Origin of the sequence: Isorropodon fossajaponicum endosymbiont JTNG4, assembly GCF_016592615.1 — a bacterium.
Classification (GTDB): Bacteria; Pseudomonadota; Gammaproteobacteria; order PS1; family Pseudothioglobaceae; genus Ruthia.
Map to the genome: position 1 here is coordinate 124,860 of NZ_AP013043.1, position 16,550 is coordinate 141,409.

A 16,550-nucleotide genomic window follows, 5' to 3' on the forward strand; every position below is an offset into this window, starting at 1 on the left:
CAATGAGAGATTTATTAAAAATTCATAAGTTAGAGCAAAAAGAGCAAGATTTTGACGCAATTAGAGTTGGGCTGGCTTCTCCTGAGAAGATTCGTTCATGGTCATATGGCGAGGTTAAAAAGCCTGAAACTATTAATTATCGTACCTTTAAGCCTGAAAGAGAAGGCTTGTTTTGTGCCAAAATATTTGGTCCCATGAAAGATTTTGAGTGTTTGTGCGGTAAGTATAAGCGCATGAAGTTTCGCAACGTTGTGTGTGAAAAATGTGGGGTTGAGGTAACGTATTCAAAGGTTCGTCGTGAGCGCATGGGTCATATCGAATTAGCAGCACCAGTTGCGCATATTTGGTATTTAAAATCTTTGCCTTCACGTCTGGGATTGTTGATGGATATGACACTCAAGGATATTGAGCGTGTGCTTTATTTTGAAGCATTCTTAGTGACTGATTCAGGTTCAACACCACTTGTGCATAAGCAGTTATTAACTGAAGAGATGTATTTTGATGCACTAGATGAATATGGTGATGACGAGTTTGAAGCAAAAATGGGTGCAGAGGCTATTCAAGATGTCTTATCCGACATGAAACTTGAGGTTGAAGCGGCTAATTTACGCGAAGATAGTTTAAATACAAAAAGTCAAACTAAACTTAAAAAATACAATAAACGTCTTAAATTGGTTAATTCATTAATCCAATCTGGCAATAAGCCTGAATGGATGGTGTTAAAAGTATTACCAATTCTTCCGCCTGATTTACGTCCTTTAGTGCCATTAGATGGCGGTCGTTTTGCGACTTCAGATCTTAACGACTTATATCGTCGCGTAATTAATCGTAATAATCGTTTAGCACGTTTATTAGAGCTTGACGCACCTGAAATTATTGTTCGCAATGAAAAGCGCATGCTACAGGAGGCGGTAGATTCACTCATTGATAATGGTCGTCGTGGTCGTGCTGTGATGGGTAATAATCGTCGTCCTTTGAAGTCTATATCAGATATGATTAAAGGCAAGCAAGGGCGTTTCCGCCAAAATTTATTAGGTAAGCGAGTTGATTATTCAGGTCGTTCAGTGATTGTTTGTGGGCCCTATCTTAAGTTACACCAGTGTGGCTTGCCCAAGAAAATGGCATTAGAATTATTTAAGCCATTTATTTATAATAGATTACAAGCTAAAGGCTTGGCCTCAACTATTAAAGCTGCCAAGAAGATGGTTGAAAGTGAATCACCAGAAGTGTGGGACATTTTAGAAAGAGTCGTGCATCAGCACCCGGTTTTACTAAACCGTGCACCAACATTACACCGTTTAGGCATTCAAGCATTTGAACCGCTATTGATTGAAGGTAAAGCTATTCAGTTGCATCCACTTGTGTGTGGTGCATTTAATGCTGACTTTGATGGTGACCAGATGGCAGTGCACGTGCCTTTATCTGAGGAAGCACAACTAGAAGCAAGAACACTAATGTTGGCGTCTAATAATGTCTTACACCTTGCTAGTGGTGAACCTATTATTGTGCCTTCACAAGATGTTATCTTGGGTCTTTACTATATGACTCGTGAAATGATTAACCAAAAAGGTGAAGGGCTAATTTTTGCAAATACAACCGAAGCGCTTAACGCTTATGAGTCTGGCAATGTTACCTTGCATGCCAAGGTTAAATTACGCATTCAGGATTATCAAAAAATTGATGGTAAATTTGAGCCTAGCACTAAACGTATCGTTGATACCACGGTGGGTCGTGCGATTTTTTCAAGAATTTTGCCGAATGGCTTGTCATTTGATTTAATCAATGAGGCCATTAATAAAAAAGTAGTTTCTAATTTAATTCATGTTTGCTACCGCACGCAAGAATTAAAGCAAACGGTTATGTTTGCTGATCAAATGATGTATATGGGTTTCCAATATTCAACCAAATCAGGTATTTCATTTTGTTCAAATGATATGATCATTCCAGACTCTAAAGCCATGATGATTGAACAGGCAGAGGTTCAAGTTAAAGATATTCAGGAGCAATTTTCTAAAGGTGTTGTGACCGATGGTGAACGCTATAACAAGGTGATTGATATTTGGTCACGCACTTCTGAAAAAGTGGCAAAAGCCATGATGGACGAGATTGGTTTTGAAGATTTTACTGACGCTGATGGCAAGACTCAAAAACTTGCCTCATTTAACTCGGTTTATATGATGGCCGATTCAGGTGCTAGGGGTTCTCCTGCACAAATGCGTCAGTTATCAGGCATGCGCGGATTGATGGCGAAGCCAGATGGGTCAATTATTGAAACGCCAATTACATCAAACTTTCGTGAAGGTTTGAACAATATGCAGTACTTTATTTCTACACACGGGGCACGCAAAGGTTTGGCTGATACAGCACTTAAAACAGCAAACTCTGGTTATTTGACCAGACGTTTGGTGGATGTTGGACAAGACTTAGTGATTACTGAAGATGATTGTGGTACCGATAATGGCCTGATTATGAAGGCAGTGATTGATGGTGGTAATATTGTACAAACCTTGGGTGCAGCAACATTAGGTCGAGTGACAGCAGAAGATATATTAATGCCAGATTCAACAAAGGTGTTTTTAGAAAAAGGTCATTTGGTCTCTTTGGATGATTCAGACAAGATTAATGAATTAGGCATTGAGTCGATGAAAGTACGTTCGACTATCACTTGCGATACACGTTATGGTGTGTGCTCATCATGTTATGGTAACGACATGGCACGTGGTCATAAAATTGGTGTGGGTGAGGCGATTGGTGTTATTGCAGCACAATCTATTGGTGAGCCAGGTACACAGCTAACCATGCGTACTTTCCATATTGGTGGTGCTGCATCTGCTTCTACTGCGGTTAGTAGTGTCAATGTTAATACGGATGGTGTTGCACACTTTGAAAACTTAAAATCTATCACTAATGAAAACAATGATTTAGTGGTCGTTTCTCGTTCTTCTGAGGTCACCATTCGTAATAACAAAGGTCAAGAGGTTGAACGTTATAAAATTCCTTATGGTGCGATTGTGCATGTGCAAGAAGGTGGTAAGGTTAAAGCAAAAGACAAGATTGCTGATTGGGACCCGCATACGCATCCTATTATTTCTGAGCAGGCAGGTCGTGTGATTTTTGTAGATTTTGTTGAAGGTGTGACGGTTAATAAAAATACCGATCCATTGACGGGTTTAACGTTCTTTGAGATGATTGATGAAGCTGAAAGATCCACGGCAGCAAAAGGACTAAAGCCGTTAATTAAAATGGTTGAGGAAAGTGATTCTGAAGTTGTATTATCAACGCATTATCTACCTTCAACTGTTAAGATTAACTTAGATGACAATCAAGTCATTGTGGCAGGTGAGGTGCTGGCTAAAATTCCTAAAGATTTGTCTAAAACAAGTGATATTACAGGCGGTCTGCCACGTGTTGCTGATTTATTTGAAGCGCGCAAGGCTAAAGATCATTCAATTCTTGCAGAAGCAACTGGTGTCATTAGCTTTGGCAGTTCTACCAAATCTAAAGACCGTTTAATTATTACCAGTGCAGAAGGTGAAGCCATTGAAATGATGATTCACAAATGGCGTCAAATTAACGTATTTGATGGTGAAACCATTGAAAAGGGCGATGTGATTTCAGATGGTCCATCTAACCCGCATGATATCTTGCGTCTATTGGGTGTTGAGGCATTGGCTAATTATGTTGTTAGAGAAGTTCAGAATGTTTATCGCTTACAAGGTGTTAATATTTCTGACAAGCACATTGAAGTCATTGTTAAACAAATGCTACGTAAAGTTGAGGTTCTTGATGCAGGTGATTCATCATTTGTTAATGGTGAAACTGCTGAATATGGTCGAGTCATTGAAACTAATAAGCAATTAGAAGCACAAGGTAGGGACTTAATCATCTATCAAAGATTGTTAATGGGTATCACTAAAGCGTCTTTGGCAACGGAGTCGTTTATTTCTGCTGCTTCGTTCCAAGAAACAACCCGTGTGTTAACAGAGGCTTCAACAACAGGACGTGTGGACACACTCCAAGGCTTGAAAGAAAACGTGATTGTGGGTCGATTAATTCCAGCGGGTACCGGCTTTAAACATCATCAAAAGCGTCGCGCTCAATATGTTGCAAGGATTACGCAAGCAGTTGATGCGCAGCAGGCACTGGCTGATCAATTAAACGAAGCAGAGGAGCAAGCACAAGAGGGGTGATATTAACTTTTGCTTAAAAATAAAAAACCGCATTAATCAAAATTGATGCGGTTTTTTTATTACAAGGTTTAAAATACTTAGAATTTCTACATAAATACTGTTTATATGAATCAATCTAGTTTCAATCAATTTGTTGAACAGGGCTACAACCACATTCCCGTTTTTAAGGGGGTGGTTCTAGACACTGATACCGCACTAGGTTTGTACTTAAAACTGGCAGATACGCCTTATTCCTATCTTTTTGAATCCGTACAGGGTGGAGAAAAATGGGGTCGTTATTCGATGATTGGTTTGAGTGCACAAACCGTTATTAAAGTATTTGGTTATAAGGTTTGTATTGAGAGAAATTCACAACAGCTTGAGTCATTTATTGTAAAGGACCCGCTATTATGGATTGAACAATATCAACAGCAATACAAGGTGCCAAAAATTGATAATTTGCCAGAGTTTAATGGCGGTTTAGTGGGCTATTTCGGCTATGAAATTATTCACTATATTGAACCAAAATTAAAACATACCAAGCAAAAAGATGAGCTTAATATTGCGGATATTATGCTTATGGTGTCTAATGATTTGGTGGTATTTGATAATTTAGCCAATAAAGCTTTTTTAATGACGCACATTAATCCTGCCAAGCAAAGTTTTAAAGATGCGCAATCAAGATTAAGTGAAATCGAACATCAGATTAACCAACCTTTAATTAAAAAAGACTATCAATCTGATCATCTTAGTAGTGCAGATTTTATCTCTAGCTTTGGCGAACAAAACTATAAAGTTGCAGTTGACACCATTCAACAATATATTAAGGCTGGTGATGTCATGCAGGTAGTGCCTTCACAAAGACTTAGTACAACATTCAAAGCACCACCAATTGAGTTATATCGACAACTTAGACGCCTCAATCCGTCGCCTTATATGTATTATCTCAATTTGGATGATATTATGATTATTGGTTCTTCACCAGAGATTCTCACTCGTGTGGATAGTAATAGACGTGCAACCGTTAGACCTATGGCGGGTACTCGTGTGCGCAGTAAGAACCACGCCCAAGATTTGGCATTGGAGCAAGACTTACTAAATGATGAAAAAGAAATTGCAGAACATTTAATGTTGATTGACTTGGGTCGTAATGATTTAGGTCGTATTGCAAAAACGGGCACCGTTAAGTTGACTGATAAAATGTTTGTTGAACGCTACTCGCATGTGATGCATATTGTATCGAACGTTGAGTGTGAGCTTAAAGACGATGTAAGCGTGATTGATGTTCTAAAAGCAACCTTTCCAGCAGGCACACTCAGTGGTGCACCCAAAGTGCGAGCAATAGAAATTATCAATGAGGTTGAACCTTTAAAACGTAATATTTATTCAGGTGCAATTGGCTATTTATCTTGGCATGGATGTATGGATATGGCAATTGCTATTCGCACTGCTGTGATTAAAGACCAAATGCTTTATATTCAAGCTGGAGCGGGCATTGTTTATGACTCTATAGCACAATCAGAGTGGGATGAGACTATGCATAAAGCTCAAGCACTAATTAAGGCTGCAAAGCAAGTTTAAAAGGAAAAACTCAATCAAATAATTTCTTCTTGTTTGACCATTTGCTTGTTCCTTTTTGAAGAATAACTTGCTCTTTCTCTGTAAATATGTGCATTGTAAACTTACAATAAGCAACATTAATTTTTTTATAAATGGTATTACTTGCAATTGGTATGAAAAGCTACTTTGAAATAAGGTTATAAAACATAGACATTACGTGACATTATTTTTAGAATATTATAATATAACGCTTTAATAAAAGAGTTGCAAAGTATTTTTAAGTGCTATATCATTCCTCTCGTCAAGGCTTAACGCCTTGTTGAGGGATTTATTTTTTTATATAAAGAGGAGAGAAATATGAAGAAAACTATTTCTTCTATCTCAGCAGTTGTGACATTGGCAACATTATTTATGATGCCAACACAAGCAGGTGTTAAAGAGATGACGGGCGAAGAGGTAACTTTTGGTCGTAAGTTGGGCAATTGTCTAGCATGTCATATGATTCCAGGTGGAAGTTTGCCAGGAACAATTGGGCCACCACTACTTGCAATGAAAGCAAGATTTCCAAAAAAAGCTGATTTAAGAGAGCAAATTTGGGATGCGACTATTAAGAATCCACATTCAATTATGCCTCCGTTTGGTAAGCACCAAGCGCTAACCGAAAAGCAAATTGATCAAATTACAGATTTCATTTATTCAAAATAAGGAGAGCAAGATGAAAAGAAGGTTATTTCTAAAAAGTGCGATGACAGGTTCTGCAGTTGCTACAGCAGTAGGTGCAGGCTTACTAACACCAAGCATGGTTTTTGCTAATTCTGCAAGTTTTAAGGCTAAATCAGATGTAGCAAGTGCTTTGATTGCAAATGCTGGTCAAGGTTCATTCAAATTCAAAGTGCCTAAGATTGCTGAGAATGGTACAGTAGTACCAATGACGGTAGACGCTTCTAAAATTAAAGGGGTAACAAATATTTCTTTTTATATTAAAAATAACTCTACCCCTTTAGCAGCTTCATTTAATTTATCTGGTGCCCAGGGTTATGTGTCTACTCGTGTTAAGATGGGTAAAACTTCTCTAGTAATAGCATTAGTGACAGCAGGTGGAACAACAACTTCTAAAACTCAAGAAGTCAAGGTAACAATTGGCGGCTGTGGCGGTTAATTAACTAATCATATTAAAAGGAGAATATAAAAATGGCAAGTATTAAATTAAAGCCCAAGGCTAGAAAAGGTGTTATTGGTATTAAGTGTTTAATTAAACACCCTATGGAGACAGGTCTACGTAAGAAAAAAGGTAAAATCGTACCAGCTAACTATATTGAAAATATGGTTGTATTACACAATGGTAGCAAAGTTGTGGATGCTGATATTGGTAGTTCAATTTCTAAAAACCCATACTTTAGGTTTAATGTTCCTGGTAAGAAGGGTGACACAATTGAACTTAAGTATAAAGACAATAAAGGTAAAACAGGTTCTGCGACTGCAAAGTCTAAATAACTGTTTATGATTACTGGGGAGAGATTAATGAAAAAACTAATAACCACAGTGGCTGGTTTAGGTTTGTTGATTAACGTAGCATCAGCTGATGTTGCGTCTGACCAAGAGGCCTTTATTAACCACTTTAAAACAATTCTTCCGAATGTTGAATTTGCAGACTACACCAATGGTGTATATGCAGTTGATCAAGGTTCAAGAGAACAATTTGAGGAAATCTTAGACGGTATTCCCCCTTATGAGGAGGCAGTGGAAAAAGGTGGCAAGGAGTATTTAAAGTTTGGTCTTGATAAGTGTACTTCGCTTAAAGATCCAGCGGCAGCTCGTGTTAAACACCCATACTTTGATGAAGCAACTCAACAGGTGGTCACACTTGAAAGTGCAATTAAAAAGTGCTACCAACAACAAACTGGCAAGAAGTTAGGTTCTAAGAAGGGCAAAATTGCTCGTATTAGTGCTTGGATTTCAGATCAGGCAGCTGGACAAAAAATTAATGTAAAAGTTGAGTCTGCTGGTGCTAAAGCAGCTTATGAGAAGGGTAAGGCTTTCTTTTATGCTAAGCGTGGCCAGTTCAACATGTCTTGTGCAGATTGTCATGTGTATAACGCAGGTAAAAAAGCCCGTGCTGACATTTTATCCCCTGCATTAGGTCATACTACTCACGTACCTATGTATCGTGCAAAATGGGCTGGTATGGGCACACTACATCGTCGTTATGGTGGTTGCTTAAAGAATATGCGTGCTAAGCCATTAAAAGCTCAGACAGAAGCATTTCGTAATATGGAGTTTTTCCATCAAGCAATGAGCAATGGTCTTGAAATCACTGCTGATAGATACAGAAAATAGGAGACACTAATGAAAAAAGTATTACTAACAACTTTGACACTACTTGCTTTAACAGTTCAGGCTAACTCTTTAGATAGTTCGCATAACTGGAATAACGGCTCTTCTGATTCATTTAAGTCTGCCATTAAAGCAGCTGAGACTGGCTATAAAGCCAATCTTGCTGTAAATATGGCATGGCGTGACACTGGAAAGATGATTAAAAAAGCTAAAACATTGCACAAAGCAGGTAAAAATGTTGCGGCAGTTGCTTTAGCAAATAAAGCTCATAAGCAAACAATTAATGCAACAGCACAAACTGCATTAGCAAAAACAGCTGGACCTAGGCTCTAAAACAAGCTAATGAGTTAGAAAAAATACCCATTTTTTGTCTATTTTTTTTTGTCATAAAAATCTATATTGAAATTTTCAATTGGGTTTTTTAATGACCTTCCTTTTATTTGATATATTTTGAAAACTTCTAACACTTATTAAAATAAAACCAAGTTATTTAGAGTGGTTTATTTAGACTTGTAAAATAGATAAGTATTTCATCAAATTATTCTTAATGGCTAATCCTGGTTTTGTGCATCTACATTGTCAAAGTGAATTCTCGGTTGAGAACTCTTTGGTGCGCATTCCAAAATTGATTGAAAAAGCACAAGAAATTGGCATGGATTCAATTGCACTAACGGATGAATCCAATCTTTTTGCTGCCGTTAAGTTTTATCAAAAAGCCACTACTGCCAACATCAAACCCATATTTGGCGCTAAAATTAATGTCAAGGATAAAGAGGGTGAGTTTTATTCGGTTTTATTATTGTGTCAAGACCATCAAGGCTATCTCAATCTTTCTGAATTGATTTCTTTGTCCTATACTCAAGGGCGCTCATTTGAGGGTGTTAGTGTAACACAGCAACAACTAATTGATCATAACCAAAGCTTGATTATGATCGCAACACCTATTTATAGCGACGTAGCCAAACACTTAATATCAAATCAAATGGTTGAAGCTAAGCAAAAAGTTGAATTTTGGCAGGCTGTTTTTGTTGAGCGTTATTATTTAGGTGTACAGAGAACTTCAAGGGAATTTGATGAAAAGCACTTACACCTTTGCGTTGAATTGGCGCTTGAACTTGGTGTTGCTGTTGTGGCAACAAACGATGTGCAGTTTTTAAATGAAAGTGATTTTGATGCACATGAGGCTAGAATTTGCATTTCTCAGGGTGGTCTTTTGGATGATACACGGCGTGAACGACATTTTTCTAAGGAACAATTTCTAAAATCATCTAAGCAAATGCATGAATTGTTTGCTGATTTGCCAGAAATTTTAGAAAATACATTAGAAATTGCCAAACGCTGTAATGTGCATTTTGAGTTATTCAAAAAGAATTATTTGCCAGATTTTCCTGTACCAGAAGGGTTAACCATAGAGCAATTCTTTTGTGAAGAGGCGGAGAGTGGTTTGGTTAAGCGCTTACAAAACTTAAAAGTTGATGCGCAAATTTATCACCAACGCTTAAAATTTGAGCTTGATGTTATCAATCAAATGGGATTTCCGGGTTATTTCCTAATTGTGGCAGATTTTATTAGATGGTCAAAAGAAAATGATATTCCAGTAGGTCCGGGTCGTGGTTCTGGCGCTGGTTCGTTAGTGGCTTATGTTTTAGGCATTACCAATGTTGACCCAATTAAGCATGACTTGTTATTTGAGCGTTTTTTAAATCCAGAGCGGGTTTCCATGCCAGATTTTGACATTGATTTTTGTACTGACCGTCGAGATGAAGTGATTGACTATGTGTCTAAAAAATATGGTCATGAAAAAGTTTCACAAATTGTTACTTATGGCACAATGGCAGCTAAAGGTGTGGTACGTGATGCAGGGCGCGTTCTGGGTCACCCTTATGGGTTTAGTGACAAAATATCAAAAATGATTCCTAGTGATTTGAAAATGACACTTGAAAAGGCCTTGAGTGATCCTGAAGAAGGAGGTTCAGAGGAGTTGCGAGCTCGTTATGATTCAGAAGAAAGTGTAACGGCATTGATTGATCTTTCTAAGCAACTAGAAGGCCTAGTGCGAAATGTTGGTACACATGCAGGTGGCGTGGTTATTGCACCGAGCAAAATTAGTGATTTTTGTCCAGTGTACAAAGGTTATGGTGAGAATGATAGTGTGGTTTCTCAATTTGATAAAGATGACGTTGAAGCAGTTGGTTTGGTTAAATTTGACTTTTTGGGGTTGTCCAATTTAACGGTTATTCATAAGACTGTTAAGTTAATTAGTGCTAAAGGCTTATCAGATGAACCGATTGATTTAGATGCTTTGCCATTGGATGACAAAAAAGTCTATGAGCTACTTCAACGTTGCGATACAACAGGTATTTTCCAATTAGAGTCTGAAGGTATGCGTAGTTATCTAAAGAAGCTGCAAGCGGATAATTTTGAAGATATCGTTGCCATGTTAGCACTGTATCGTCCAGGTCCATTAGATGCAGGCATGGTTGATGATTATATTAATGTAAAGCATGGTGCTCAAGTTAAATACCCGCACCCAATGTTAGAACAAATCCTTAAACCAACCAATGGTGTATTTTTATACCAAGAACAAGTAATGAAATCAGCACAGGTAATGGCAGGCTACTCTTTAGGCGGTGCAGATTTGCTTAGACGTGCGATGGGTAAGAAAAAAGCCAGTGAGATGAGTCGCCAGCGTAGCGTGTTTGTTAAAGGTGCTGCTGAAAAAAATATTGACGAGAAAAAAGCCAACGAAATTTTCGATTTGATTGATAAGTTTTCGGGCTATGGTTTTAATAAATCTCATTCGGTGGCATACGCCTATGTGTCTTATCATACTGCTTGGCTTAAGTCTCATTACCCTGCACCTTTTATGGCAGCAGTTTTATCCGGTATGATGGATGATACAGATAGAATTTCATTTACCATTAGTGAGGTTCGGAAAATGGGCTTGGTGGTTAATGGCCCAAATGTGTGCGAATCTAATTATGAATTTAGTATTAATGATGAAAAAACAGTTGCCTATGGCCTTGGTGCAATTAAAGGCGTAGGTAGCGTATTGGTTGATGCGCTCGTATTTGAGCGCAATGCTAATGGCACTTATAAAGATTTATTTGAGTTTTGTTCTAGAATTGAAAAGCGTTATTTAAACAAGCGTGCCATTGAAGCATTGATTTATAGTGGCGCTTTTGATGTGTTGGGTGTGGATAGAGCAAGTTTAATCAAAACCTATCCTACCGCCATTAAGCAAGCAGAACAAAAGCAAAATGACCATTCTAGTGGTCAAAGCGGGTTGTTTTCCAATGCTGAACAACATAATGAATATGAGGCGCATTATCTTTCAGTACCAAGTTTTTCGTTTAAAGAGAGGCTACAATTAGAAAAAAGCGTGTTGGGTTATTATTTTGATGATCATCCTACTGATGAATATAAAGCCGATTTAAAGCGTATTGGCGCAACATTGCCTTCTAAAATTGTTTTTAGAAATAATAAAGACGTGCGTGTATTGGCATTGATTTCAGAGCTACGTTATCGTGCTACTAAGAGTGGCGGGCAAATTGCTCTGGTCACGGTTGAAGATGGTGCTAAGCTATTAAATGCTGTGGTATTTATTAAAACCCTAGGTTCGGTGAGCGATCAACTTATTGTTGATGAAGTGGTGGTAATTTCAGGCAAGATTAATAAAGATTTCAGAGATCAGTGGCAAGTAGTGGTTGATAAAATTGAAAATATTGGGCAAGTGAAAATGAGTTACGCTAAGGGCTTTGAAGTATTATTAAATACCAAACACCAGTCAATTTTTGACAAACTTGTCAAAGTGCTACTTGAACATAAAGGCAATTGCCCTGTTAAAATCTCTTATATGACTGATAATTTAAGAGGTGGCATGTTGCTAAACAAAGCCTATTTGGTGACGCCCAATCAACAACTAATTGACGCTGTTAACGCCTTGGCTCAAGATCAAGTTAGCAAGATTCATTATCATTAGTTGCACTGGCGTTGATAGTAGCGTGCATAATCTAACCTGTATTGATTAATTGCAATGTCTTTATCTAGAAAAATCTCAATTTGTCCAGCGCAACTGGTGTTTAAAATATTAATGTTATGATTTTTGTATCTATTTACAACGACCTTAGCAGGGTGGTTAAATCTATTTTTATAGCCGCTAGAAATTGGGTGAAACTACGTCTAAGAATTTATCACTTGATGAGGTCTTACTACCATGATGTGGACTAATGAGTATATTACTAGGAAGTTTATTTTTTTGATTAGCGATTAAATATTTTTCAGCTTTTTTCTCAATATCGCCGCTGAGTAGTATTGAGTGCGAATGGGTTGAGTATTTCAAATAGCACATCATACCAAACCCAATGCTGTCCTTTTTTGCATAAGGCTGTGGTTGCTTTAATTTTATTGGGTACTGAGGTGTGTATTTCTAATACGTTAAATGCTTTTAGGACAGAGTTTAAGCCACCGATATGGTCATTATCACCATGAGAGATAATAATTTTATCCAAATATTGAATTTGTTTTGAACGTAAATAAGGAATAATGACTGCATCACCTATGTTAAATCTAGAAGGGTAGCCGCTACCCGTATCAAATAATAGAGTATGATTTTGGGTGCGAATTACATTTGCAAGTCCTTGTCCAACATCAAGAATCGTAATAACCACTGACCCTTTGGTTATTTTTTCAAAGGGGTGAAATGCAATTAGTAATAATAAAATCAGGGCTATCTTACGAAGATGAAGCGCTGAAGGTAGTACGATCATTAGTATTGCAATGATTAATAGTAACATTTCAGCACTTGATGCTTGGGTGTAATACCACTGATTAAAATTAAGGCTTTGTAGATATTCAAGTAAAACTGACAAGATAATCAAGGATTGATTGGCAATATCAAAAAACTCAGCGTGGCTAGCAAAGAAAGTTGTAAATGGGCAAATATTGCACCTACGAGTGCAAATGGCGTGCTGATAAAACTAAATATTGGAATAGCGACTAGATTGGCAATAAGTGAAAGAAAATTGACCCAGAATTAAAAAACCAAGCAACTAAAGGCATTGTGGCAAGACTAATCAGTAATTGAATATAGATAAGTCGAACAATCCAGTGTCTGTTTTTGTGTTGACTAGTGCCGTAAATAATAATAGCAACTACATAAAAAGACAACCAAAAGCCCACGCTAAAAATACTGACTGGATTAATGACAAGAGCCAATAAAAGTGCCATGCCATAAAGTTGCCAAATAGCATGATAACGCCTAAGAATAATGGATAAAAACACCACGCTCGCCATAATAAAGGCGCGTTGAGTAGGGATGGAAAATCCTGCAATTAGTGCATAAATTAAGGCGGACATCAAACCAAAATAACCGCCTATAGCTACAGCAGGTATACGTAATGTGCATCTTATACATTGACGCCACAAAAAACTGGAAAATAAAAATATAAAACCAGATATAAGCCCGATGTGCAAGCCAGAGAATAACACTAAGGTGTGTGGTATTGGTGGCTTTAAAGAGTGTCCAATTGTACTCAGATATTAATGTTCTATCACCAATGACAAGCGCATTAAGCACACCATCAAATCGTAATTTATTTAAAAATTTAGATAAAGTTTGTTTAATATTTTGCCTAAATTTGTTAATCGACAAGCTATTGTTTGACTTAATTAGCTTGTTGTTAATGCTGTTTCTAACATAGCCCGTTGCGTCAATTTGTTTGTAAAATAACCATTGTTCATAGTCAAAACTACCTAAATTTTGATAACCATTATTGCGTTTTAGTGTTACTCGAAAATGCCATTGATCATTGGCATGTAATGCTGGCAAATTTTTGCCATACCAAGACAATTTGACCTTAGCATTAATAAGGTTGTTCAACTTTGAAAATAAACGTGGCTTTATTGATTTATCATTGCTAAATATATCGTGAAACCAGTTTAGTTTTCCTCTAAAGTGTTTTCAAATTAATTAATAGACATTTTCTCAGCTATCGGTTTTTTATAAATCTATATAAGTTGTTGATTTTTAATTAAAAATTATAACTGATTAATTTTTATTCAAAACCATAAAAAGGTGCAATATATCAACGTTTTGAGTGCTTTTTAATGAGATATTAACATGTTTATCCACAGTTTTGTGAGTAAGTCTATTGGGCGTTGATTTAACAGCATTTTTTGGTATTTATAAGCATTCTTTAATAAAGATTTCAAGGATTTTTTTTGCCACTTTTTGTTTGCTATTTTTGGCAATTTTTTTGTTTAAGTTTCGACTCAAAAAAACCACCTCATTTTCATCCATATTGAAGCCAAAGTCAGCCTTTGAAACATCATTAAGGATAATGACATCACAGCCTTTATTTTTGAGCTTTTTTTGAGCATTTTTTAATATATTTTGTGTTTCTGCAGCAAAGCCCATGCAAATAGGTTTTTCTTTTAATTTGCAGACATCTGCCAATATATCTTTGTTTGGAATGAGTTCAAGTGTTAGATTTTGTCCATCTTTTTTTATTTTTTGATTGTTTGAGTTTTTAACAGAAAAATCACTCACAGCCGCACAAGCAATAAAAATATCTTGACCAGTGATGCTATCCATAACCTTGGTATACATTTGTTGTGCACTAATGATGGATATATTGTTAGATTTTGCATTTAGAGTTGTGGTGATATTGCCATAAATACAAGTCACTGATGCGCCCATTTCAAGACAAGTATTGACCAATGCCATGCCCATTTTTCCGCTACTGTGATTAGAAATAAACCTAACTGGGTCAATGGCTTCAATAGTGGCACCCAAGGTAATCAGTACCTTTTTACCAGTGAGTTTTGTGCTGATAAACTGACTGGCCACTTGTTTGGCAATGCTTGATGGTTCTGCAAGTCTGCCTATGCCAATATCACCACAAGCCTGTTTACCAGATTCTGGCTTAATGATGATTATACGGCGACTAACAAGCGTTGATAGGTTGTCTTGAAGCGCATGAGATTGATACATTTTTAGGTTCATAGCAGGTGCAATAAGTAATGGCGTATCGTTTGCTAAAATGACATTACTTAATAAGTCATCAGCTTTTCCTAGAGTGATATTGGCAACGGTATTGGCACTGGCAGGCGCGATTAAAATGGCATCTGCCCATTTGGCAAGTTCAATATGTCCCATACCAAGTTTAGCATCTTCATCCCATAAATTACGATGAACTTTATTTTTTGAGATTGATTGTAAGGATAACTCGGTTATAAATTTAGCACCTCCCTCAGTAAGAATCACTTTTACCTGAGCACCTAAATCTTGCAATCGGCGTACAATATCAGGTGCTTTATAAGCTGAAATAGAGCCGCTCACGCCAAGGATAATGTGTTTATTAGTTAGTCTGTTCATTTTAAAGTGGCTGTTATCCTAATGTCATCACTCACCATTCTAACATTAACAATATTCAGCTTAATTTTATGAACTATATTTTTAATAACCAGATTAAGCATTGAATTGGCATCACTGCCCATCAATATGGGTGCTACATAAATAATAAACTCATCAATTAAGTTGTTTTTAATCATAGCACCAATCAATTTAGGGCCTGCCTCAAGTAAGACACTGTTAATGCCTTGATTGCCTAATTGGGCTAAGACATCACTAAGGTCCAGCTTGCCAGAGGCAAGTATTTTGGTGTTGGTTGGATTTAAGATTAGTGTTGGTGCATCAGTGTTAAATATATTAAGCGAGGTGTTTGTTATTTGATTTTTACTATCAATCACAACACGTAGTGGCGTTGGGTTGATATTATCAAGACGTACTGTCATTAAAGGATTGTCACTAATAATTGTGCCCGAGCCAGTCATAATTGCTTGGTGATTGGCACGTAATTTTTGCACGTCCAATCTTGCAGCTTCTGAGGTAATCCATTTACTTTCACCTGAGCTCATTGAGGTTTTGCCATCAAGACTCATGGCTATTTTGCAACGCACAAAAGGCTGATTGGTTTTCATGCGTTTGATGAATCCTTGATTAAGAGTTAATGCATCATTTTCTAACAAGCCAATTTTAACCTCAATACCTGCATTTTCAAGCATGACAACACCTTTGCCATTGACCAGTGGATTAGGGTCAAGCATAGCAATAATAACTTTTTTAGCACCTGAGTCAATAATGGCCTGCGCACAAGACGGGGTTTTTCCTTGGTGTGAACAAGGCTCTAGAGTGACGTAAAATGTAGCATTCTGAGCTTGGTGGTTAATTTGTTGTAAGGCGTTAATTTCCCCATGCGCTTTGCCAAAGGTTTGGTGATAGCCTTTGGCAATAATTTTTGTATGTTTTACAATTACACAACCAACCATAGGATTGGACTTTACACCGTATTTTCCTTGGCTGGCAAGTTTGAGTGCAATCGTCATGTTTTGAGTATCATTTATTGAAAAAGTTGCCGGCATATTTCAGATATAATCTGTGAAAATATTTTGCATAAGAATTGATAACATTTTACCTAGGAGAAA

General features: G+C 37.1%; 12 protein-coding genes and 1 pseudogene. 8 read left to right on the forward strand and 5 right to left on the reverse strand.

The window, feature by feature from the left end:
• Positions 1 to 2 precede the first annotated feature (2 nt).
• From rpoC to dnaE, 8 genes are all read left to right on the forward strand, one after another.
• Entirely contained in the window at positions 3 to 4,190 is a 4,188-nt protein-coding gene (rpoC, locus tag CVFO_RS00735) for a DNA-directed RNA polymerase subunit beta' (protein ID WP_201339697.1), read from the forward strand.
• A 105-nt stretch (positions 4,191 to 4,295) separates the two neighbouring features.
• Positions 4,296 to 5,750 carry an anthranilate synthase component I gene (trpE, locus tag CVFO_RS00740; protein ID WP_201339698.1) on the forward strand — a complete coding sequence of 485 codons (1,455 nt, stop codon included), beginning with the start codon at positions 4,296 to 4,298 and terminating at the stop codon, positions 5,748 to 5,750.
• Between the two features lie 336 nt (positions 5,751 to 6,086).
• Positions 6,087 to 6,434 carry a sulfur oxidation c-type cytochrome SoxX gene (soxX, locus tag CVFO_RS00745; protein ID WP_201339699.1) on the forward strand — a complete coding sequence of 116 codons (348 nt, stop codon included), beginning with the start codon at positions 6,087 to 6,089 and terminating at the stop codon, positions 6,432 to 6,434.
• A 10-nt stretch (positions 6,435 to 6,444) separates the two neighbouring features.
• The gene (gene soxY, locus CVFO_RS00750; RefSeq protein ID WP_201339700.1) at positions 6,445 to 6,888 is read left to right on the forward strand and encodes a thiosulfate oxidation carrier protein SoxY; all 444 of its coding nucleotides are present in this window, start codon (positions 6,445 to 6,447) and stop codon (positions 6,886 to 6,888) included.
• A 32-nt stretch (positions 6,889 to 6,920) separates the two neighbouring features.
• Positions 6,921 to 7,223 carry a thiosulfate oxidation carrier complex protein SoxZ gene (soxZ, locus tag CVFO_RS00755; protein ID WP_201339701.1) on the forward strand — a complete coding sequence of 101 codons (303 nt, stop codon included), beginning with the start codon at positions 6,921 to 6,923 and terminating at the stop codon, positions 7,221 to 7,223.
• Positions 7,224 to 7,250: 27 nt separating this feature from the next.
• Complete coding sequence (soxA, locus tag CVFO_RS00760; protein WP_201339702.1) at positions 7,251 to 8,066, forward strand: sulfur oxidation c-type cytochrome SoxA; 816 nt, start codon at positions 7,251 to 7,253, stop codon at positions 8,064 to 8,066.
• A gap of 9 nt (positions 8,067 to 8,075) precedes the next feature.
• Positions 8,076 to 8,396: a hypothetical protein gene (locus tag CVFO_RS00765; protein WP_201339703.1), complete on the forward strand. Its 321-nt coding sequence runs from the start codon at positions 8,076 to 8,078 to the stop codon at positions 8,394 to 8,396.
• A gap of 214 nt (positions 8,397 to 8,610) precedes the next feature.
• Positions 8,611 to 12,045 (forward strand): DNA polymerase III subunit alpha, encoded by a 3,435-nt coding sequence (dnaE, locus tag CVFO_RS00770; protein WP_201339704.1) that lies wholly within the window; start codon positions 8,611 to 8,613, stop codon positions 12,043 to 12,045.
• A gap of 310 nt (positions 12,046 to 12,355) precedes the next feature.
• On the opposite strand, the gene CVFO_RS00775 is transcribed toward dnaE, so the two are convergent.
• The 5 genes and pseudogenes from CVFO_RS00775 to ribD form a co-directional block, all read right to left on the reverse strand.
• Entirely contained in the window at positions 12,356 to 12,934 is a 579-nt protein-coding gene (locus CVFO_RS00775; protein ID WP_201339705.1) for an MBL fold metallo-hydrolase, read from the reverse strand.
• A gap of 127 nt (positions 12,935 to 13,061) precedes the next feature.
• Positions 13,062 to 13,553, reverse strand: a complete 492-nt coding sequence (locus CVFO_RS00780; RefSeq protein WP_225879285.1) for a ComEC/Rec2 family competence protein — start codon at positions 13,551 to 13,553, stop codon at positions 13,062 to 13,064.
• A gap of 208 nt (positions 13,554 to 13,761) precedes the next feature.
• Positions 13,762 to 13,944: pseudogene (locus tag CVFO_RS09365) on the reverse strand (DUF4131 domain-containing protein); the annotation flags it as partial.
• 303 nt (positions 13,945 to 14,247) lie between these two features.
• The gene (gene coaBC / locus CVFO_RS00790; RefSeq protein ID WP_201339707.1) at positions 14,248 to 15,441 is read right to left on the reverse strand and encodes a bifunctional phosphopantothenoylcysteine decarboxylase/phosphopantothenate--cysteine ligase CoaBC; all 1,194 of its coding nucleotides are present in this window, start codon (positions 15,439 to 15,441) and stop codon (positions 14,248 to 14,250) included.
• The gene (ribD, locus tag CVFO_RS00795) at positions 15,438 to 16,451 is read right to left on the reverse strand and encodes a bifunctional diaminohydroxyphosphoribosylaminopyrimidine deaminase/5-amino-6-(5-phosphoribosylamino)uracil reductase RibD (protein ID WP_342591023.1); all 1,014 of its coding nucleotides are present in this window, start codon (positions 16,449 to 16,451) and stop codon (positions 15,438 to 15,440) included. Before ribD ends, coaBC begins: the two co-directional genes overlap by 4 nt.
• Positions 16,452 to 16,550 lie beyond the last annotated feature (99 nt).

Bases quoted from the DNA above. Each gene is read 5' to 3' on its own strand.
- ribD (WP_342591023.1), bottom strand. From the start codon at position 16,451: ATGACGATTGCACTCAAACTTGCCAGCCAAGGAAAATACGGTGTAAAG.
- soxZ (WP_201339701.1), top strand. From the start codon at position 6,921: ATGGCAAGTATTAAATTAAAGCCCAAGGCTAGAAAAGGTGTTATTGGT.
- soxY (WP_201339700.1), top strand. From the start codon at position 6,445: ATGAAAAGAAGGTTATTTCTAAAAAGTGCGATGACAGGTTCTGCAGTT.
- CVFO_RS00765 (WP_201339703.1), top strand. From the start codon at position 8,076: ATGAAAAAAGTATTACTAACAACTTTGACACTACTTGCTTTAACAGTT.
- soxA (WP_201339702.1), top strand. From the start codon at position 7,251: ATGAAAAAACTAATAACCACAGTGGCTGGTTTAGGTTTGTTGATTAAC.
- soxX (WP_201339699.1), top strand. From the start codon at position 6,087: ATGAAGAAAACTATTTCTTCTATCTCAGCAGTTGTGACATTGGCAACA.
- coaBC (WP_201339707.1), bottom strand. From the start codon at position 15,441: ATGAACAGACTAACTAATAAACACATTATCCTTGGCGTGAGCGGCTCT.
- dnaE (WP_201339704.1), top strand. From the start codon at position 8,611: ATGGCTAATCCTGGTTTTGTGCATCTACATTGTCAAAGTGAATTCTCG.
- trpE (WP_201339698.1), top strand. From the start codon at position 4,296: ATGAATCAATCTAGTTTCAATCAATTTGTTGAACAGGGCTACAACCAC.
- rpoC (WP_201339697.1), top strand. From the start codon at position 3: ATGAGAGATTTATTAAAAATTCATAAGTTAGAGCAAAAAGAGCAAGAT.